The sequence below is a fragment of the Variovorax sp. 01T432 genome (assembly GCF_056398605.1).
Genome location: NZ_JBFTPS010000087.1, coordinates 1 through 18,736, shown reverse-complemented (window position 1 = coordinate 18,736; position 18,736 = coordinate 1). Strand labels below are relative to the sequence as shown.

General features: G+C 69.6%; 15 protein-coding genes. 9 read left to right on the top strand and 6 right to left on the bottom strand.

Annotation, left to right across the window (positions count from 1 at the left end; genetic code table 11):
• The first annotated feature begins 146 nt into the window (after positions 1 to 146).
• Entirely contained in the window at positions 147 to 2,303 is a 2,157-nt protein-coding gene (locus AC1DNF_RS33985) for a phosphocholine-specific phospholipase C (protein WP_478153132.1), read from the top strand.
• A gap of 89 nt (positions 2,304 to 2,392) precedes the next feature.
• A complete protein-coding gene (locus AC1DNF_RS33980) occupies positions 2,393 to 3,895 on the top strand; it encodes a YadA family autotransporter adhesin (protein WP_478153131.1) in 1,503 nt (500 codons plus the stop codon).
• Between the two features lie 16 nt (positions 3,896 to 3,911).
• Here AC1DNF_RS33980 and AC1DNF_RS33975 read toward each other — a convergent pair whose 3' ends face one another.
• Both AC1DNF_RS33975 and AC1DNF_RS33970 read right to left on the bottom strand, forming a co-directional pair.
• Positions 3,912 to 5,183 carry a DUF1501 domain-containing protein gene (locus AC1DNF_RS33975; RefSeq protein ID WP_478153129.1) on the bottom strand — a complete coding sequence of 424 codons (1,272 nt, stop codon included), beginning with the start codon at positions 5,181 to 5,183 and terminating at the stop codon, positions 3,912 to 3,914.
• A gap of 16 nt (positions 5,184 to 5,199) precedes the next feature.
• Positions 5,200 to 6,690, bottom strand: coding sequence for a DUF1800 domain-containing protein (locus tag AC1DNF_RS33970; protein ID WP_478153128.1), 1,491 nt, complete (start codon positions 6,688 to 6,690; stop codon positions 5,200 to 5,202).
• A 193-nt stretch (positions 6,691 to 6,883) separates the two neighbouring features.
• On the opposite strand from AC1DNF_RS33970, the gene AC1DNF_RS33965 reads away from it, so the two are divergent.
• The 4 genes from AC1DNF_RS33965 (at position 6,884) to AC1DNF_RS33950 (ending at position 10,785) form a co-directional block, all read left to right on the top strand.
• Positions 6,884 to 7,636 (top strand): arylmalonate decarboxylase, encoded by a 753-nt coding sequence (locus tag AC1DNF_RS33965; protein WP_478153126.1) that lies wholly within the window; start codon positions 6,884 to 6,886, stop codon positions 7,634 to 7,636.
• The gene (locus AC1DNF_RS33960) at positions 7,620 to 8,528 is read left to right on the top strand and encodes a LysR substrate-binding domain-containing protein (protein ID WP_478153125.1); all 909 of its coding nucleotides are present in this window, start codon (positions 7,620 to 7,622) and stop codon (positions 8,526 to 8,528) included. Before AC1DNF_RS33965 ends, AC1DNF_RS33960 begins: the two co-directional genes overlap by 17 nt.
• A 90-nt stretch (positions 8,529 to 8,618) precedes the next feature.
• Positions 8,619 to 9,776, top strand: a complete 1,158-nt coding sequence (locus AC1DNF_RS33955) for a mandelate racemase/muconate lactonizing enzyme family protein (protein ID WP_478153123.1) — start codon at positions 8,619 to 8,621, stop codon at positions 9,774 to 9,776.
• Positions 9,777 to 9,804: 28 nt separating this feature from the next.
• On the top strand, positions 9,805 to 10,785 hold the full coding sequence (locus AC1DNF_RS33950; protein ID WP_478153122.1) for a Bug family tripartite tricarboxylate transporter substrate binding protein: 981 nt from the start codon (positions 9,805 to 9,807) through the stop codon (positions 10,783 to 10,785).
• Positions 10,786 to 10,805: 20 nt separating this feature from the next.
• Here AC1DNF_RS33950 and panE read toward each other — a convergent pair whose 3' ends face one another.
• Together panE and AC1DNF_RS33940 are read right to left on the bottom strand one after the other, a co-directional pair.
• The gene (gene panE / locus AC1DNF_RS33945) at positions 10,806 to 11,750 is read right to left on the bottom strand and encodes a 2-dehydropantoate 2-reductase (protein ID WP_478153120.1); all 945 of its coding nucleotides are present in this window, start codon (positions 11,748 to 11,750) and stop codon (positions 10,806 to 10,808) included.
• Between the two features lie 126 nt (positions 11,751 to 11,876).
• On the bottom strand, positions 11,877 to 13,544 hold the full coding sequence (locus tag AC1DNF_RS33940) for an L-lactate permease (RefSeq protein ID WP_478153118.1): 1,668 nt from the start codon (positions 13,542 to 13,544) through the stop codon (positions 11,877 to 11,879).
• A gap of 92 nt (positions 13,545 to 13,636) precedes the next feature.
• On the opposite strand from AC1DNF_RS33940, the gene AC1DNF_RS33935 reads away from it, so the two are divergent.
• Both AC1DNF_RS33935 and AC1DNF_RS33930 read left to right on the top strand, forming a co-directional pair.
• Positions 13,637 to 14,794 carry an alpha-hydroxy acid oxidase gene (locus AC1DNF_RS33935; protein ID WP_478153117.1) on the top strand — a complete coding sequence of 386 codons (1,158 nt, stop codon included), beginning with the start codon at positions 13,637 to 13,639 and terminating at the stop codon, positions 14,792 to 14,794.
• A gap of 101 nt (positions 14,795 to 14,895) precedes the next feature.
• Positions 14,896 to 16,227: an MFS family transporter gene (locus tag AC1DNF_RS33930; protein WP_478153115.1), complete on the top strand. Its 1,332-nt coding sequence runs from the start codon at positions 14,896 to 14,898 to the stop codon at positions 16,225 to 16,227.
• A 38-nt stretch (positions 16,228 to 16,265) separates the two neighbouring features.
• Here the strand turns inward: AC1DNF_RS33930 and AC1DNF_RS33925 are convergent, their stop codons facing one another.
• Positions 16,266 to 16,826 (bottom strand): putative glycolipid-binding domain-containing protein, encoded by a 561-nt coding sequence (locus AC1DNF_RS33925; RefSeq protein WP_478153113.1) that lies wholly within the window; start codon positions 16,824 to 16,826, stop codon positions 16,266 to 16,268.
• Positions 16,827 to 16,942: 116 nt separating this feature from the next.
• On the opposite strand from AC1DNF_RS33925, the gene dinB reads away from it, so the two are divergent.
• Positions 16,943 to 18,151 (top strand): DNA polymerase IV, encoded by a 1,209-nt coding sequence (gene dinB / locus AC1DNF_RS33920; RefSeq protein WP_478153135.1) that lies wholly within the window; start codon positions 16,943 to 16,945, stop codon positions 18,149 to 18,151.
• Here the strand turns inward: dinB and AC1DNF_RS33915 are convergent.
• Entirely contained in the window at positions 18,148 to 18,636 is a 489-nt protein-coding gene (locus AC1DNF_RS33915; RefSeq protein ID WP_478153133.1) for a nucleoside phosphorylase-I family protein, read from the bottom strand. The two genes, dinB and AC1DNF_RS33915, sit on opposite strands and share 4 nt — an antisense overlap.
• Positions 18,637 to 18,736: the final 100 nt, after the last annotated feature.

Genomic DNA, 18,736 nt, shown 5'->3' with positions numbered 1-18,736 from the left:
ACTCCGCCGCGCCGGCGACGCCGCCGGCGGGCAACGGCAACGGCCAGCCGCCCGCCGGCTCGGCGCCGCAGGCGCCCGCGCCGGTGCTGAGCTGCGCGCCCTGAGATCCACGCCTCTTCGTCATTCCACATCCCCGAGCTGCAACCATGACCATCAACAACCCCCAACGACGCGCCTTCCTGCGCAAGTCCGCCGCCGCCGTGGGCGCGGCGTCCGCCCTCACGATGCTGCCGCCTTCGATCCGCAAGGCGCTGGCGGTGCAGGCCGCGGTGGACACCGGCACCATCCAGGACGTGAAGCACATCGTCATCCTGATGCTGGAGAACCGCGGTTTCGACCACTACTTCGGCACCCTGAAGGGCGTGCGCGGTTTCGGCGACCGCTTCCCGACGCCGCTCGAAAGCGGCAAGGACGTGTGGTACCAGCAGGACGCCACCAACAAGGTGATCACGCCCTATCACATGGACCCGGCCAAGACGAAGGCGCTTCAGTCGCCGAGCACGCCGCACAGCTTCTCGGACAGCCAGGCGGCATGGAACCAGGGCAAGTCGGGCTTCTGGCCGGTCTACAAGACGCAGTACACGATGGGCTACCTGGCCCGCGCGGACATCCCCTTCCAGTTCGCGCTGGCCGAGGCCTTCACCATCTGCGACGGCTACCACTGCTCCACCACCAGCGGCACGGACCCCAACCGCGTGGTCTTCTTCTCGGGCTCGGGCTTCGACCCGGCGCTGGCGAAGAAGGGCATCAACAGCAACGACCGGACTTCGGAGCCCAACAACAACCGCTGCTGGATCACGGGCACGATGCCGACGCCCGGCTACACCTACGCGGACAACGCGCTGACCTGGCTGACGCTGCCCGACGTTCTGGAGAAGGCCGGCGTGAGCTGGAAGATCTACCAGAACACCAACGACAACTGGACGGGCGCGATGCACGGCGGCCTGGCCTTCCAGAGCTTCCGCACGGCGCAGCCGGGCTCGCCGCTCTATGTGAAGGGGATGACGGACTATTCGATCGCGGATCTGCGCAACGACGTGATCAACGACACGCTGCCGGCGGTGTCGTGGATCCTCTGCACGGCGGCGAACTCGGAGCATTCGGGCAACAGCGACCCGGCGATCGGCGCGCACTACACCTCGCAAGTGCTGGACGCGGTGACGGCCAACCCGGATGTCTGGGCCAAGACCGTGTTCTTCCTCACCTACGACGAGAACGACGGCCTGTACGACCACCTGCCGCCGCCCGCGCCGCCCTCCTACAACATCGACGGCTCGCTCGCGGGCAAGGCGACCCCGCCGCTGGACGGCGAATACTTCTCGGACCCGGCGCGGGCCTATCTCAATTCGAAGGACACGATCAGCGGCACGCTGCGGCCATGGGGCTTGAGCGCGCGCGTGCCGATGTACGTGATCTCGCCTTGGAGCAAGGGCGGCTGGGTCAATTCGCAGGTGTTCGACCACACCTCGATCGGCATGTTCCTGGAGCAGCGCTTCGGGGTCACGGTGGATGCGATCAGCCCGTGGCATCGCGCGGTGTGCGGCGATCTGACGTCGTGCTTCGACTTCGTGTCGCCGAACGATCCGAAGTTTCCCACCCTGCCGGACACGAGCAACTACGTGGCGGTGCTGGCCGCGCAGGCCTCGCTGCCCGCGCCGGCCGCGCCGGCCACGCCGCAGCCGCTGTTCCAGGAACCCGGGACGCGCTTCTCGCGCGCCCTGCCCTACGAGCTGCACACCAGCGCGCGGGTGGAATCGCGCGGCATGCTGTCGCTGGTGTTCGCCAACTCCGGCAAGCAGGGGGCGGTGTTCCACGTCTACGACAGGCTGCACCTGGACCGCATTCCGCGCCGCTACACGGTGGAGGCCGGCAAGACGCTGACCGACTACTGGAATACCGGCCTGAGCGACAGCGGCAAGTACGAGCTGTGGGTGTACGGCACGAATGGCTATGTGCGCACGTTCAAGGGCGATGCGCTGTTCCACGACAGCGCGGCCTTCAAGCCCGAGGTGCAGGTCTGCTATGAACCGGCGAACGGCCAGGTCTATGTGAAGGTGCACAACACCGGCACCGCGGACGGCAGCGTGACGGTGACGGCCAACGAATACCGCACCGATGGCCCGTGGCCGCTGGCCGTGGCGGCGGGCGCGACGGGCATGCTGCACTGGAATCTGGACGACAGCGGCCACTGGTACGACTTCACGGTGAGCGCGAACAACTTCGAGCGCCGCTTCTCGGGCCGCGTCGAGACCGGCAAGCCGAGCGTGAGCGATCCGGCGATGGCGCTGCACCTGTCGGCCTGAGGCTTCCCCGACCCCGACCCCGGCATCGGGCCGGCGGCGCGCTTCACGGCCGGCCGCCGGCCTCCTTCATCTCCAAGAGAAACAACATCATGAAGAAACATCAGCGCGCCGTGCGCGGCGCAGCCCTGCTCGGCGTGTCGCTTGCGCTCGCGGCGATCACCGGCGGCAGCTGGGCGCAGGCCATCCCCTCGACCTGGAACGCGGGCAAGACCGACCTCGGGCTCGGGTCGGGGGCCGGGACCGGCGTGACGGGCAGCAACGATGTCGCCATCGGCACCAATGCCGGCACGGGCGTCACCGGCAGCACCAACACGGCGGTCGGCAACGCCGCCGGGCAGACGGTGAGCACCAACTGGAACCTGGGCATCGGCGAATCGGCCGGCAGCAATGTGAGCGGCGGCAATGCCAACCAGGCGATCGGCTACCACTCGGGCGACAACATCGTCGGCGGCTGGAACCAGACGATGGGGCGCTCCTCGGGCGTGAACATCACGGGCAACTACAACAACTCGGTCGGCTACAGCGCGGGCTCGACCGTGAAGGGCGACCGCAACGACTCGAACGGCTACACGGCGGGCCAGAACGTGACGGGCTCGGACAACGATGCCTACGGCACGGCCGCCGGCAGCAATGTGACGGGCAGCAACAACCAGGCCTACGGCAGCGGCTCGGGCGCGAACGTCAAGGGCAACAACAACCTGTCCTCGGGTTCGGGCTCGGGCACCGGCGTGACGGGCTCGGGCAACCAGGCCTCGGGCATGCTGGCGGGCGCGCAGGTCTCGGGCAACAACAACATGGCGATGGGCCAGGCGGCGGGCGGTGGCGTGCAGGGCAGCGAGAACCAGTCCTTCGGCCTGGCGGCCGGGCAGGGGGTGGTGGGCAACGCCAACCTCGCGCAAGGCAGCGCGGCCGGCCAGGGCGTGAACGGCGACCGCAACATCGCGATCGGCAATCAGGCGGGGCAGTATGTGGCGGCGAGCCAGAGCGTGTCGATCGGCACCTCGGCGCGCGCGAACGCGGACGACGCCGTCGCGATCGGCAGCAACGCGGTGGTGATGCATGCCAACAGCGTGGCGCTGGGCGCGGGCTCGGCAACGACGCGCGGCGCGCAGGCGGCCTATGCGGCGCCGGGGATGGCGGGGGCGCAGGCCTCCACGGGCGAGGTGGCGCTGGGCGGGCGGCAGGTGACGGGCGTGGCGGCAGGCAGCGAGGCGAGCGATGCCACGAACGTGCAGCAGGTGCAGGGCATGGTGCAGGGCGCCAAGGATTTCGCGCAGCAGATGTACGACCAGGGCGGCACGCCGGGCAAGGCCTACACGGACATGACGGCGGCGCAGTTGCGCCAGGAGATGGCCGACAACCAGAAGCGGGCCTACGCCGGCATCGCGGGCGTGGCCGCGATGGAGTCGGCGCCCTATGTGCCGGGCAAGACGAGCTACGCGGTCGGGATGGGGGCCTATCGCACGGAAGCCGCGCTGGGGGCGTCGCTGCGCCACACCTTCAAGGACGGACGCTACAGCGTGACGGCGGGCATCGCCGTCAGCGGATCGGGCACGGTGGGGCGCGTGGCGTTCACGGGGACCTTCGACTGAGAGCGCGCGGGCGCGCTCAGGCGCGCATCAGGCGCAGGCCGGAGCTCGCGGCGGCGAACTGCGGGAAGACCTCGGCCAGGCGCGCGTCCGGCAGCCTCAGGTGGCGCTCGCTCAGGTCGGCCAGCACCTGGCGGAAGTCGGTGGTGACGGCGAGGTCGCGCCCTTCGTGCAGCGCGCGCTCGTCCAGCCCCGGCCAGCGACCGTGCACCTTGCCGCCGGCGACCCTGCCGCCGAGCAGCCACATGACGTTGCCGTGGCCATGGTCGGTGCCGCCGTTGCCGTTCTGGCGGAAGGTGCGGCCGAACTCGGACATGACGACGATGACCGTGTCGTCCAGCACCGGGCCGAGGCGCGTTCCCAGTGCCGCGAGGCCCTGCCCCAGCGGCGCGAGGCGATTGGCGAGCTGGCCGGTGGCCGCGCCCTGGTTGACGTGGGTGTCCCAGCCGCCCAGCGCCATGAAGGCGAGCTGCACGCGGCTGTCGTTGCGCATCAGGGTGGCCAGGCGGGCGGCGTCGTCCGGAAAGCCGTTGGGCAGCGGCGCGCCGTTGTTGGCGGCCTGCATCTCGCGCTCCAGGCTCTGCCTGTCGTCCTTGTTCATCGAGGCCATGACGTCGCGGTGCGCGGCCTGCGACTGCCGGTAGGCGCGCGACATGGCGTCGTCGCCGTTGTAGAGCGCGTCGAAGGCGCCGGCGATCTGCGGGCGGTCCAGCAGCGTGGGCCTGCCGGCCGCGGCGCCCAGGGGAACGTTGACGACCGGGTTGCGCCCGGCGTAGATGCGCGGCAGCACGGGGCCCATGCTGATGGCGCGCGTGGCGGCGGCGGGGCCCGGGCCGTCGGGCGGCAAGGCGCCGAGCAGGCGGTTGAGCCAGCCGTCGGCGGTCGATTTGCGGCCCGGGGTGCCGGACTCCATGTAGTCCTGCGCGTCGAAGTGCGAGCGGGTCTCGTCGGGCGAGCCCGAGGCCTGCACGAAGCCGAGCTTGCCGGCCTGCCAGAAGGGCATCAGCGGCGCGAGCGCGGGGTGCAGGCCGAAGTGGCCGTCGAGGTCGAGCACGCCGCCGTCGGCGCCGGGGCGCGGCAGCGCGATGGTGGAGCGCGCGCGGTAGTAGTCGCCATCGGCATGGGGGACGACCACGCTCAGGCCGTCGACGGCGCCGCGCAGGAAGACGACGACCAGGCGGCGCGGCGACGGGTTGCCGGCATCGGCGAGCGCGGCCACGGCCGAGCGGCCGACGGGCAGGAGGATGGCGCCCGAACGGGCGGCGAGCTTGAGCAGATCACGGCGCAGCATGGCGGGCTCCCTGGGGTCAGTGGCGCATGAAATCGGGGCTGCCGAGCACCAGGGCGGCGCGCAGCTGCGGGCTGGCCTGGGCGACGGCGGCACGGGTCCTGGCGGAGGCGTCGCCGCCGAGCGTGGCCAGCAGGGCGTCGGCGTCGACGGGCGCCGTGGGTGCGTTGGGCAGGCGGCCGGCGGCCAGGGCGGTGGCGAAGCCGATGCGGCGGGTGATGGCGTCGGGGTTGAGCCAGGCTTCCTCGGTGTTCTTGTAGCCGTCGGGGGTCGGGCAGCCGTAGAGGGGCATGCCCAGCTGCCGCAGCGCGCCGAGCAGGGGGCGCACGTCGGTCAGCGGGACGTCGGCGGCGCGCACGGCGGAGATCACGTAGTCATAGGGCGTCTTGAACTTGGAGGCGCGCACGGCCGGGTCGCGAAACTCGGGGCTGTCGAAGAGCGTCTGCAGGATGGCGCGGATGTCGCCGCCGGTGTCGCGGTAGCGCCTGGCGAGGCGCTCGACGAGGGCGGGCGGCGGCTGGTCGCTGACGAAGTACTGGGCCAGCTCATAGCTGATGTGGCGCGCGGTGGCCGGGTGGGCGGCGAGCACGTCGAGCGCGTGCTCGCCTTCGGCCTGGCCCTGGTCGCCGATGCGCTGGCCGAGCCAGAGCTTCTCGCCATGGTCGTGCCGGCGCTCGTCGAAGTGGAAGACGGAGGCGCCGGTGGTGGCGCGCGGGTTGAGGGTCCAGCCGGTCAGCATGCGGGCGAGTTCGGTCACGTCATGCTGGGTGTAGCCGCCGTCGACGCCCAGGGTGTGCAGCTCCATCAGCTCGCGGGCGTAGTTCTCGTTGAGGCCGCTGGCCTTGGCCAGCGGGCCGGCGCCGCGCGGCTGGAAGCCCGGCGCGGCGGACTGCCAGTTGTCCAGGTAGAAGAGCATGGCGGGGTGGTGGGCGGTGGCGCCGAGCAGGTCGCGGAAGCGGCCGAGGGCGTAGGGGCGGATGGCCTCGCGCTCGTAGTTCTCGACCAGCACGCGGTCGAGGCCCTTGCCGGCGAAGACGTTGAAGTGGTTGAACCAGAAGTCGACCATGCGCTCTTCCAGCTGGCGCGGGCTGCGGGCGGCGTTCCACAGGCGCGCCTCGCCGGACTCGATGCCGACCTGGCGGTAGAGCGCGCGGCGCATGGCCTGGCCGTCTTCCTTGTCGGTCCTGGCGGTCTGGGCGGCTTCGCGGAACTGCGTGATGAGCTCGCGCTGGGAGGCGGTGGTGGTCGACAGCGCGCCGAGCTGTTGCCGCAGGTCGGCCGGCAGGGGCAGGCGTTCGGGATGCAGTTGCTCGTCGACGTAGCGATGGACGCCCACCTGCATCACATGCGCCAGCTCGCCCGGCGCCGGGCCGTAGCCCAGGCGATCGAGCGCATGCAGGGCCTCGGCCTCGGAGGCGGGCTGGGCCCAGGCCGGCGCCGCGAGGGCCAGCAGCGACACGAGCGTCCAGGCCCGGAGCCGGGCGAATGCGGAAGGTGGGGATCTGTGCATGTTGGCGCGGTGCCTCCGTGGGGGAATTCTGCGCGGGCCGTGGGACGCCTTCGCCCGTCACCAACGGCCAAGGGATGGCGGCAGCCGACAGGCCGTGCGCGCCGGCCAGGTAAAGATGCCACGCGCAGGGGTCCCGGCGCCTGCCGCACAATGCGGCGCTTGGGGCCGACCCCAGCTTCCGGAGACATCGACCATGAAGACGACAACAAAGGCGGGCACCACGCTCGGCCTCATCGTGCCACCCGCGGCGGGGCTGGTTCCCGTGGACGGGCAGGCGCTCTATGCGGGCCGCGAGGTGCGATTCATCGCCCGCGGCCTGGCGCTGCCGGGCATTTCGCCGGAGGGCTTCGACACGGTGGTGGAGCACATCCTGCAGCGCGCGGTCGAGCTGCGCGACGCGGGCGCGCAGGCGGTCTCGCTGATGGGCACCTCGCTGAGCTTTTACCGCGGCGCCGAATTCACCGACGCGCTGCGCGAGCGCATGCAGGAAGCGACCGGCCTGCCCTGCACGACGATGAGCCATGCGATCGTCGCCAGCCTGCGCCAGCTGGGCATCCGGCGCGTGGCGGTGGCGACGGCCTACATCGACACGCTCAACGAGAGGCTGGTGGCCTATCTCGCGAGCCGGGGCATCGCGGTCACGCACATCGAGGGGCTCTCGATCACCGGGGTGGACGCGGTGGGCAAGGTGCCGGGCGCGACGCTGATGGCGCTGGCCGAGCGCTGCGTGGCGGCCGACCCTTCGGCGCAGGGCCTGCTGATCTCCTGCGGCGGGCTGCTGACGCTGGACCTGCATGTGCCGCTGGAACAGAAGCTGGGCCTGCCCGTCACCTCGAGTTCGCCGGCGGGCTTCTGGGACCTGATGAAGGCCGCGGGGCTGGATGCGGCCTCGCCCGGGCACGGCCGCCTGTTCGAACCCGCGCCGCCACTTGAACGCGCTGCCTGATCTCACGACGCTGCGCGTGATCGTCGCGGCGTCGGAGCTGGGCTCGATCAGCGCCGCGGGCGACCGGCTGCAGCTCGCGGTGGCGGCGGCGAGCGCGCGGGTCACGGCGCTGGAGGAGGCGCTGGGCCTGCGCGTGTTCGAGCGCTCGTCGCGCGGCGTGCGGCTGACGCCGGCCGGCCAGATGCTGGTGCGGCGCGGGCGCGCGCTGCTGGCCGATGCCGACCGGCTCTCGCTCGACCTGCACGACTACGCCAAGGGCCTGCAGGGGCATGTGCACGTGGTGGCCAACGCCTCGGCCATGCTGGAGCTGCTGCCGGCGCGGCTGGAGCGGATGATGCGCGAGCACCCGCTGATCCGCATCGAGGTGGAGGAGCACGGCAGTCTCGACATTCCGCTGCTGCTGCTCGAAGGCCGGGCCGATGTCGGCATCGTCGACATGGCGCATGCGCCGCACGGCATCACGCTGCGCGACTGCTTCGCCGACACGCTGGTGCTGGTGGTGCCCGCGGGCCATGCGCTGGCCGGCGCGGGGCCGATGGATTTCCAGGACGCGCTGGAGGAGGACTTCATCGCGCTGAGCGAGGGCACGGCCTTGTCGAGCCGGCTCGCGGCCTCGGCCTCGCTCGCGGGCAGGCCGCTGAAGCTGCGCATGCAGATGCGCAGTTTCGACGCCGTGTGCCGCATGGTGGCCGGCGGCCTGGGGGTGGCGGTGCTGCCGCTGGAAGCCATCGGGCCGCAGCTGGCGACCCTGCCGCTGCGCGCGGTGCGGCTGGCCGACGGCTGGGCGGCGCGCACGCACCGCATCGCGCTGCGCAGCGAGGTGCCGCCGGCGCCGGCGACGCGCACGCTGATCGAATCGCTGATGCGCCGGGAGCCGCGGGCAAACCCTTGATATCGCCGATGGCGAAAGCGGGCTTCGCGCGGGATGCTTGTGGGGCTGGCGGCACGCTTCCTACACTGCGCGCCATACATGGAGACAAGCATGAAGATCGCTCGCGTCACGGCCACGCCGCTGCACCTGCCGGTGTCGGTGGACATCCCCGGAGGTGGCACCCGAAGCACCTCGCTCTCGCTGTGCCTGGTGGATGTCGAGACGGATGACGGCCGCATCGGCACGGGAATGACGGCGATCACCGAGGAAGAGGTGGTCGCCTCGGTGGTCAACGAGGTCGCGGCGCACGCACTGGTGGGCATGGACCCGATGCGGCACGAGCAGGTCTGGGAGAAGCTCTTCTGGCTGCTGGCGCCGCGCGGCCAGTCGGGCTACGCGAGCCACGCGATCGCGGCCATCGACCTGGCGCTGTGGGACCTGAAGGGCAAGGTGCTGGGCCAGCCGTGCTGGCGCCTGCTGGGCGGCGCGCGCGCGCAGGTGCCGGTGTATGCGACCTTCGGCTTCGCCTTCTTCGACCGCGAGGAACTCGCCGAGGCGGCGAAGGGCTGGGTCGAGCGCGGCTTCAGGCGGCTGAAGATGACGGTCGGGCACCACGGGCTGCAGCGGCGCGACGAGCCGCGGCCGCTGGACGCGCTGATCGCCGAGGACGCGCGGCGTATCCGCGCGGTGCGCGAGGCGGTGGGGCCGGAGGTGGAGATCTACATCGACGCCAACTGCAGCCTCGACTACTTCCATGCGCTGTCGCTGGCGCGGCGCATCGAGGACTGCGGCATCAGCTTCTTCGAGGAGCCGGTGGCGCAGAACGACATACCGAACCTGGTGAAGCTGCGCAACAAGACCTCGATTCCCCTGGCGGCCGGGCAGAACGAAGGCCTGGCGAGCCGCTTCCGCGACATGCTGGTGGCGCAGGCGGTGGATGTGGTGCAGCCCAATGCGTGCATCACGGGCGGCTTCACGCAGTGCAACCGCATCGCCGGCATGGCGGCGGCCTTCAACACGCGCTTTGCCAACGGCGGCGCCTGGCCGCATCACAACATGCACCTGCATGCGGGGCTGGCGAACGGCTCGCTGGTGGAATACCACGCGGTGGCGGTCGACTGCTGCAAGCTGGTGTTCGACGACCTGCCGGTGCCGGCGCAGGGCGTGCTGGCGCTGCCGGAGCGGCCGGGGCTGGGCTTCGAGCCGAACCGCGAGCGCGTGGCCGAGCTGGCGAAGCGGCCGGGCTCGCGCGGCGTGGGCAAGGCATGAACGCAACGAACGGCGAAGGACAGCATCGATGAACGCACGCACCCCGACACGCCGCGCCCTGCTCGCGCTCGGCGCCGCCCTTCTCGCGAGCCAGGCACCGCTGGCTGGCGCGCAGACCTGGCCGGAGCGGCCGATCCGCCTGATGGTGGGCTACTCGGCGGGGGGCGGTGTCGACGCCATGGCGAGGCTGATCGCGCCGCGCCTGTCGACGCTGCTGGGGCAGCAGGTGCTGGTGGAGAACCGGGCCGGCGCTGCCGGGGTGATCGCCGGCGATGCGGTGGCCCGGGCCACGCCCGACGGCTACACGCTGCTGATGGGCGACAGCTCGACGCTGATCGCGCAGTACATGCAGGCGAAGCTGCCCTTCGATCCGATCAAGAGCTTCACGCCGGTGGCGGGGCTGTTCCGGTCGCCGCTGGTGATCATCGCGGGCAACGATTTCCCGGCGAAGACGCCGCGCGAGTTGGTGGCGGCGCTGAAGGCCAGGCCGGGGGCCTACTCCTTCGCGACCTCGGGCGTGGGCACGGTGCAGCACCTGGGCTTCGAGATGATGAAGGGGCAGACGGGCACCTTCGCGCTGCACATTCCCTATCGCGGCGCGGCGCAGATCGTGCCGGACGTGATCAGCGGGCAGGTGCCGCTGGGCGTGGTGAGCGCGACGGCGGCGATGGCGCAGGCAAGGGCCGGCAAGCTGCGCGCGGTGGCGATGATGAGCAGCGACAAGCTGCCGGGCGCGGAGGACGTGCTGCCGCTGACCAGCGTGGTGCCGGGCGTGGATGTGGCGCCGCGCCTGTTTCTCATGGCGCCGGCCGGCACGCCGGCGGCGGTGGTGGAGCGGCTGGGCGAGGCGGTGCGCGCGGTGATGGGCGCGCCGGACATGGCGCATGCGGCGGGGCTGCAGGGCGCGGTGCCGGACTTCATGCCGGCGGCCGCGCTCGCGACCAGCCTGGCGCAGGAGTCGGCGCGCTGGGCGAAGGTGATACGCGACCAGAAGATCGCGGCGCAGTAGGCGCGCGGCCGACCTCCTGTCTAGGAGGCGCTCGCCGCTTCCCGGGCTTGCCTCGCCCGCCTCGCTTCGTAGGCCTTGAGGTGCGCGTAGACCACGCGCAGCAGGGGCGCGTGCTTGCGGTCGGCGGCGCGCGCGAGCAGGTCGCCGATGATGTGGTCGGCTTCGATGGCGCCGCCGCGCTCCATGTCCTTGAACATCGAGGCCGTCATCGGCGAGCCGGCGGCGGTGAGGATCGCGCGGCCCCTCTCGACGGCGTCCGCGCTCGGCGTGAAGCCGTTGTGCGATGCGATGGCGGCGCACTCGTCGAGCACCTGGATGGCGATGTCGGCGCCGCCGCTGCTCACGATGTCGCCGATGGTGGCGCGCATCAGGCAGGTCATGCCGGCGGCCGAGGCGATGAACATCCACTTCTGCCACATGTCCTGCAGGATGTTGTCGGAGGCCCGGGCATCGCACTTGGCCTTGGAGAAGGCGGCTTCGAGCGCGAGCACGCGCTCGGAGCGCGCGCCGTCGAGTTCGCCGAAGGTCAGGCCGTGCAGGTCGTTGAGATGAAGCACCGCGCCCTGCTCGTCGAGCACGGCCGAGATCATGCACAGGCCGCCCATGACGCGCTCGCCGCCGAAGCGCCGCTCCAGCGCGTCGAGGTGCCCCATGCCGTTGAGGAAGGGAACGATGACGGTGTCCGGCCCGACGGCGGGAGCGAAGGACTCCATGGTCTGCGCGAGGTCGTAGGCCTTGCAGCCGACGAAGATCACGTCGAAGGGGCCGGCGATGGTGTCGGCCAGCACGTGGGGCGGGGGCGGCAGGGCCAGGTCGCCGAAGCGGCTCTTGACGACGAGGCCCGTCCTGGCCAACTGCTCGGCGCGCCGGGGCCGCAGCAGGAAAGTCACGTCTTCGCCCGCCTCCAGCAGCCGACTGCCGAAATAACCACCCAGCGCACCGGCGCCTACAACCAAGAACCGCATCTGATGTCCTGTGAATTCATTGAACGCGGCATTCTGCGCCGAGGCGGCGAAATCTGCTGGAGGCGCGCGATCGGCCGACCCACCGGGTCAGGTGCGGCAGGAACCTTCCTGTTTCCTGCCTGTGGGCTACCTCACGACCATGAGCGTGAAGGGCCACGCATAAGCCTGCAGCGTGACGAGGATGCCGACGAGGCAGGCGAGCGCGATGGAGTGGAAGAACACGTAGCGCAGGATGTCGCCCTCGTGGTTGAACCAGCGCGTGGCGGTGGAGGCGACGACGATGGACTGCGCATCGATCATCTTGCCCATCACGCCCCCCGAGCTGTTGGCCGCGCCCATGAGGTTGGGCGCCAGGCCGAGCTGGTCGGCCGCGACCTTCTGCATGCCGCCGAAGAGCACGTTGGATGCGGTATCGGAGCCCGTGAGCGCCACGCCCAGCCAGCCCATCAAGGTGCCGAAGAAGGGATAGAGCACGCCGGTGTTGGCGAAGGCCAGGCCCAGGGTGGTGTCCAGGCCCGAGTAGCGCGTGACGGTGCCGAGGGCGAGCATGAGCACGATGGTGATGAGCGAGAACTTGACGAGGTTGATCGTGCGGCCGTAGGCGGCGATGAGCTGGCCGACGCTGTATTTCGCGACGAGGCCGCCGACGATGGCGGACAGCAGGATGCCGGTGCCGGTGGCCGACAGCAGGGTGAAGGCGTAGATCGCGCCCTCCTTCGTTGGCTGGCGCACGACGGGCGCGACCTTCTCGATCATGTTGTGCAGGCCGTCGATGGGAAAGTTGGGCGCGAAGAGGCCGTTGAGCCAGTTCTTGACCGGCGGCAGGCCCCACAGGAAGACGAACACGGTCATGATGGCCCAGGGCGTCCAGGCGCGCACCAGCTCCGCGCGGGTGTGCACGACGGCCTTGATGGCCGAGGCCTCGATCGGGGTGCCGCTGTCTTCCTCGTGGCCCTTGAGCGACACGGAGCGCCAGATCTGCCTGGGCCGCCACACGCGCAGGAACAGGATGAGCGAGACCATGGAGACGATGGCCGCGATGATGTCCACCAGCTCCGGGCCGATGAAGTTCGACACCAGGTACTGGGGCACGGCGAAGGCGACGCCGGTGACGAGGATGGCGGGCCAGATTTCCATCATGCCCTTGCGTCCGGCGAAGGCCCAGATGAGCCAGAAGGGAACGAGCAGCGAGAAGAAGGGCAGCTGGCGGCCGATCATGGCCGTCACCGCCATGAGGTCGTAGCCGTGCACCTTGGCCAGGGTGATGACGGGGGTGCCCAGGGCACCGAAGGCGACGGGCGCCGTGTTGGCGATGAGCGAGAGGCCGGAGGCGGCCAGGGGCGAGAAGCCGAGGCCGATCAGGATCGCGGCGGTCACCGCCACCGGTGTGCCGAAGCCGGCCGCGCCTTCGAAGAAGGCGCCGAAGGCGAAGGCGATGAGCAGCAGTTGCAGCCGCCGGTCCTCGGTGACGTGCATGAGCGAATCCTGCAGCACCTTGAAGCTGCCGTTCTGCTCGGTGAGCTGCTGCAGGTAGATGATGTTGAGCACGATCCAGCCGATGGGCAACAGGCCGGTGAGGCCGCCGAGGAAGGCCGCGCGGCCCGCCATGTCGGCCGGCATGCCGAAGGCGAAGACGGCGATGAGCAGCGCGCTGAGCAGGCCCAGGCCGGCCGCGAAGTGCGCCTTGACATGGAGCAGCCCGAGGCACACGAGCATGACGACGACCGGGATGGCGGCGAGCGCGGTGGAGACCACCATGTTGCCGAATGGGTTGTAGACCTGTTGCCAAATCATGCGCGCACCTCTTGTTAGTTGGAAGGTATCGGTGGAAGCCTGCGGATAATAGGCACTTTCCCGCGCGAAGAACAACCAAGGAGCCTCCGCCTGTGCCAGACCTCTCCAAGATCACGAACATCGAAGACCTGCGCGTCGTCGCCAAACGCCGCGTGCCGCGCATGTTTTACGACTACGCCGACTCCGGGGCCTGGACCGAAGGCACGTACCGCGCGAACGAGAGCGACTTCCAGTCGATCAAGCTGCGCCAGCGCGTGGCGGTGAACATGGAAGGCCGCTCGACCCGCACGACGATGATCGGGCAGGAAGTGGCGATGCCGGTGGCGATCGCGCCCACGGGCCTGACGGGCATGCAGCATGCCGATGGCGAGATCCTGGGCGCGCGCGCGGCCAAGGCCTTCGGCATTCCGTTCACGCTGTCGACGATGAGCATCTGCTCGCTCGAGGACGTCGCCGAGAACACCGACCGCCATCCCTTCTGGTTCCAGCTCTACGTGATGCGGGACCGCGACTTCATCGAGCGGCTGATCGAGCGCGCCCGGGCCGCCAATGTGTCGGCGCTGCAGCTGACGCTGGACCTCCAGATCCTCGGCCAGCGACACAAGGACATCAAGAACGGCCTGACGACGCCGCCCAAGCCGACGATCGCGAACCTGATCGACCTGGCAACCAAGCCGCGCTGGTGCATGGGCATGCTGGGCACGAAGCGCCGCACCTTCGGCAACATCGCGGGCCATGCCAAGGGCGTGAAGGACCTGTCCTCGCTCTCGTCATGGACGGCGGAACAGTTCGACCCGACGCTGAGCTGGGCCGACGTGGAGTGGATCAAGAAGCTCTGGGGCGGCAAGCTGATCCTGAAAGGGATCATGGACGTGGAGGACGCCCGACTGGCGGCGGCGAGCGGCGCCGACGCGCTGATCGTGTCGAACCACGGCGGGCGCCAGCTGGATGGCGCGCCCTCTTCCATCGCGGCGCTGCCGGCGATCGTGGAGGCGGTCGGCACCGAGATCGAGGTCTGGATGGACGGCGGGATCCGCAGCGGCCAGGACGTGCTCAAGGCCCGTGCGCTGGGGGCGCGCGGCACGCTGATCGGCCGCAGCTTCCTGTATGGCCTCGGCGCCTATGGGCAGGCGGGCGTGACGCGGGCGCTGGAGATCATCCACAAGGAACTCGATGTCACGATGGCCTTCTGCGGGCGCACGCAGATCGACGAGGTGGATTCGAGCATCCTGCTGCCGGGAACGTTCTAGGGCGCCAGCGGCGTGGGGGCGGGCTGACCCCATTGACAATGCCGCTGCCTCGATGCACGACAATCGGGGACGCAAAAACCACAGCCAGAGCGCCATTCATCATGAGCACAGTCACGCCCGCCGCCGGTTCAGGCCCGGCCGCCCCGCCCATCCGGGCCTATAGCGGCGAAGAAAAGCGCCACCGCATCTTCGCGATCATGGCGGCCTCCTCGGGCAACCTGGTCGAATGGTTCGACTTCTACGTCTACGCGTTCAGCGCGCTCTATTTCGCGCCTTCCTTCTTCCCCAAGTCCGATCCGACGGCGCAGCTGCTCAACACGGCGGGCGTGTTCGCCGCCGGCTTCCTGATGCGGCCGATCGGCGGCTGGCTGTTCGGCCGGGTGGCCGACAAGTACGGGCGCAAGACATCGATGGTGATCTCGGTCACGATGATGTGCGCCGGCTCGCTGGCCATCGCCTGCCTGCCGACGTATGCGGCAATCGGGGCCTGGGCGCCCTTCCTGCTGCTGGTCGCGCGCCTGTTCCAGGGGCTGTCGGTCGGCGGCGAATATGGCACCACGGCCACCTACATGAGCGAGGTCGCGCTGCGCGGCCAACGCGGTTTCTTCTCGTCTTTCCAGTATGTGACGCTGATCGGCGGCCAGTTGCTGGCGGTGCTGGTGATCGTGGTGCTGGAGCAGTTGCTGAGCGAGGCGCAGCTGAAGGCCTGGGGCTGGCGCATCCCGTTCGCGATCGGCGCCGTCACGGCGGTGGTGGCGCTGCTGCTGCGGCGCACGCTGCACGAGACGCAGAGCGCCGAGGCGCGCGCCAACAAGGAGGCCGGCAGCCTCTCGGGGCTCTTTCGCCATCACAAGGTCGCCTTCTTCACGGTGCTGGGCTATACCGCCGGCGGCTCGCTGATCTTCTATACCTTCACCACCTACATGCAGAAGTACCTGGTGAACACGGTGGGGATGCCGATCAAGACGACCAGCTATGTGATGACCTGCGCGCTGTTCGTGTACATGTGCATGCAGCCGGTGTTCGGGGCGCTGTCGGACCGCATCGGCCGGCGCAACAACATGCTGCTGTTCGGCGCGCTCGGCGCGCTGGCGACGGTGCCGATTCTGACCGCGCTGCACAGTGTGACGAATCCGGTGGTGGCCTTCCTGCTGATCATCCTGGCGCTGGCGATCGTGAGCTTCTACACCTCGATCAGCGGGATCGTGAAGGCGGAGATGTTTCCGCCCGAGGTGCGCGCGCTGGGCGTCGGCCTCGCCTACGCGGTGGCCAATGCGATCTTTGGCGGCTCGGCCGAATACGTGGCGCTGGGGCTCAAGTCACTGGGCCACGAGTCGGCCTTCTACTGGTACGTGACGGGCATGATGGTGATCGCCTTCGTGGTGAGCCTGCGGCTGCCGCGGCAGGCCAGCTACCTGCACCACGATCACTGAGACCGCGGCTCGAGGGCGCGCTCGCGAGGGGCGCCGGCTCAGGCGTGGGCTTCCCAGAGCGTGGGGTAGTGCCGCACGAAGCCCTCGGGCGTGACGTTCAGCATGGCGGCGTAGTCGAAACGGCGCGTGGTGTACCAGTATTCGCTCTCGCCGCGCCGCTCGTAGCGCTGCTGGAGTTCGTTCAGGCTGGCGTTGTCGACGTCGAGCCATGCGACGGGCGCCTCGGCCGCGTCGCCCAGGGGAAGATGCAGGCGGCGCAGCTGCAGGAGGTTGGTGGCGGGCGTGAAGCCGAGATCGAGGTCCACGCAGTGCCCGAGTTCCATCACGGGGACGTCGTTGAGCTTCCATCCGCCATGCGCCTGGTGCACGATCGACAGGTCGATGTTCTCGCCGCCGAGCCAGCCGCGAACGGTGGCCCACTGCGTGTGCCAGGACTTGTCGCAGCGCACGCGGTAATGGAGCTGCGCGATGCGGCCGTCCTCGTTGCGAAAGGCGGCCGCGCCATCGATCTGCCAGTTGTCGCCGCTGCGCTCCAGGCGACACGCATCGTGACCCGGGGTATCGAGCCGGCGCCAGAGCATCGAAGCGATGATTTGCATGGACGCATGATGGCACCGCCCCCCTGCGGAATGCAACATGTGGCGAGAGATAGGGGCGCCGGGCGACAATCGGTGCCGTGCCCGCCCCACCGATTCGCCGCATCGCTCACCTCGACATGGATGCCTTCTTCGCATCGGTCGAGCTGCTGCGCTACCCGCAGCTCAAGGGTCTGCCGGTGGTGATCGGCGGAGGGCGCCGCAGGATCGACGAGGCGCTGCGCGATTTGCCGGCGGGCGGCACGCTGGCCGATATCCCGATCGGGGCCTTTCCCCTGCTCAAGGACTATGCCGGCAGAGGGGTGATCACGACGGCGACATACCCCGCGCGGCAATTCGGCGTGGGTTCCGCGATGGGGCTGATGAAGGCCGCCAAGCTGTGCCCGCAGGCCATCATCCTCCCGGTCGACTTCGACGAATACCGCAAGTATTCGCGCGCATTCAAACAGATCATCAGGGAGATCGCACCGCTGATGGAAGACCGCGGCGTGGACGAGGTGTACATCGATTTCACCGAAGTGCCGGGGGGCCAGCGCGAGGGTGGGCGGGTGCTGGCGCGGCTGATCCAGAAATCGATCTTCGAGGCGACCGGGCTGACCTGCTCGATCGGCATCGCGCCGAACAAGCTGCTGGCCAAGATGGCGAGCGAGTTCGACAAGCCCAACGGCATCTCGGTGGTGTACGAGAGCGATCTGCAGACGCGGATCTGGCCGCTGGCCTGCCGCAAGGTCAACGGCATCGGACCCAAGGCGGACGAGAAACTGCAGCGCCACGAGATCCGCACCATCGGCGAGCTCGCGGCGCGCGACCGCGACTGGCTGATCGCGAATTTCGGCAAGGCGACCGGAGCTTGGATGCATGAGGTCGCCTGGGGCCGAGACGATCGCCCGGTCGTCACCGAGAGCGAGCCGGTGTCGATGAGCCGCGAGACGACCTTCGATCGCGATCTGCATGCGGTGCGCGACCGGGCGGAGCTCGGCGCGATCTTCACGAACCTGTGCGAGAAGCTGGCGGAAGACCTGCAACGCAAGGGCTATGTCGGCAAGACGATCGGCATCAAGCTGCGCTACGACGACTTCAAGATCGCGACGCGGGACCAGACCATCGACCGCTTCACGGCGGACGCGAAGACCATCCGCCAGACTTCGGGGCAATGCCTCAAGCGCGTGCCGCTCGAACGACCGCTGCGCCTGCTGGGCGTCCGCGTGGGGACGCTGGTGAAGGCGGACAGCGGGCAGGCACTGGGCACGGATCGGGCTGCAGCGGCGACGCAGCGCGCGCGCGGGGGTGCCGATGGGCCGCCGGCCACGACGGCTTCGCTTTTCTAGCGGGCCGGCACGCCTTCCTGCCACTGCGGCCAGTTGGCGACGATGTGGTCCACCACGCGGCTGCCGACCCGTTCAATGTTTTCGACGGTCTCGGCGAAACCGCCCGCCGTTTCACCCGGCGCGGGGTCCAGATGCTGGAGTGTTGTCTCGCGGGGATTTCCCTGGTCGAAGTTGACGGCGCCGCGCAGGCTCATCACCCGGTCGGTGCCGTGCGTGCGTTTGATCACCAGCGTGACCGCCGCGGCTTCCATTTCGGTGATGACGTAGTCGTCGGCGCCGTAGAGCTTCGCGATGTATTGGGCCTGGTTCGACATGCCGGGGCCATGGAAGAAGGTGTCGCCGGTCATGTGCGTGCCGGTGCCGACGAAGGGCGCGCGCCTTGCCGCAGCCTGGGGGTAGCGCATTCGATAGGCGCGGGCCGCCTCGGAATCCTTAAGCCGAGCTTTGAAGAGTGCTGCACACAAGCCCTTGATTCGTCGAGACATTCTTGAAATGTGCGGGTGCGCTACTGGGAACAGACGGGGTTCACGCCGAGCAGCTTGAAGGCTTTGGCCTGGATGGGCGTGGGGCGGGTGGTGATGACGA

What these genes read in the sequence shown, in the direction of transcription:
- AC1DNF_RS33985 (WP_478153132.1), top strand. Translation starts at nt 147, where the DNA reads ATGACCATCAACAACCCCCAACGACGCGCCTTCCTGCGCAAGTCCGCC.
- AC1DNF_RS33980 (WP_478153131.1), top strand. Translation starts at nt 2,393, where the DNA reads ATGAAGAAACATCAGCGCGCCGTGCGCGGCGCAGCCCTGCTCGGCGTG.
- AC1DNF_RS33975 (WP_478153129.1), bottom strand. Translation starts at nt 5,183, where the DNA reads ATGCTGCGCCGTGATCTGCTCAAGCTCGCCGCCCGTTCGGGCGCCATC.
- AC1DNF_RS33970 (WP_478153128.1), bottom strand. Translation starts at nt 6,690, where the DNA reads ATGCACAGATCCCCACCTTCCGCATTCGCCCGGCTCCGGGCCTGGACG.
- AC1DNF_RS33965 (WP_478153126.1), top strand. Translation starts at nt 6,884, where the DNA reads ATGAAGACGACAACAAAGGCGGGCACCACGCTCGGCCTCATCGTGCCA.
- AC1DNF_RS33955 (WP_478153123.1), top strand. Translation starts at nt 8,619, where the DNA reads ATGAAGATCGCTCGCGTCACGGCCACGCCGCTGCACCTGCCGGTGTCG.
- AC1DNF_RS33950 (WP_478153122.1), top strand. Translation starts at nt 9,805, where the DNA reads ATGAACGCACGCACCCCGACACGCCGCGCCCTGCTCGCGCTCGGCGCC.
- panE (WP_478153120.1), bottom strand. Translation starts at nt 11,750, where the DNA reads ATGCGGTTCTTGGTTGTAGGCGCCGGTGCGCTGGGTGGTTATTTCGGC.
- AC1DNF_RS33940 (WP_478153118.1), bottom strand. Translation starts at nt 13,544, where the DNA reads ATGATTTGGCAACAGGTCTACAACCCATTCGGCAACATGGTGGTCTCC.
- AC1DNF_RS33930 (WP_478153115.1), top strand. Translation starts at nt 14,896, where the DNA reads ATGAGCACAGTCACGCCCGCCGCCGGTTCAGGCCCGGCCGCCCCGCCC.
- AC1DNF_RS33925 (WP_478153113.1), bottom strand. Translation starts at nt 16,826, where the DNA reads ATGCAAATCATCGCTTCGATGCTCTGGCGCCGGCTCGATACCCCGGGT.
- dinB (WP_478153135.1), top strand. Translation starts at nt 16,943, where the DNA reads ATGGATGCCTTCTTCGCATCGGTCGAGCTGCTGCGCTACCCGCAGCTC.
- AC1DNF_RS33915 (WP_478153133.1), bottom strand. Translation starts at nt 18,636, where the DNA reads ATGTCTCGACGAATCAAGGGCTTGTGTGCAGCACTCTTCAAAGCTCGG.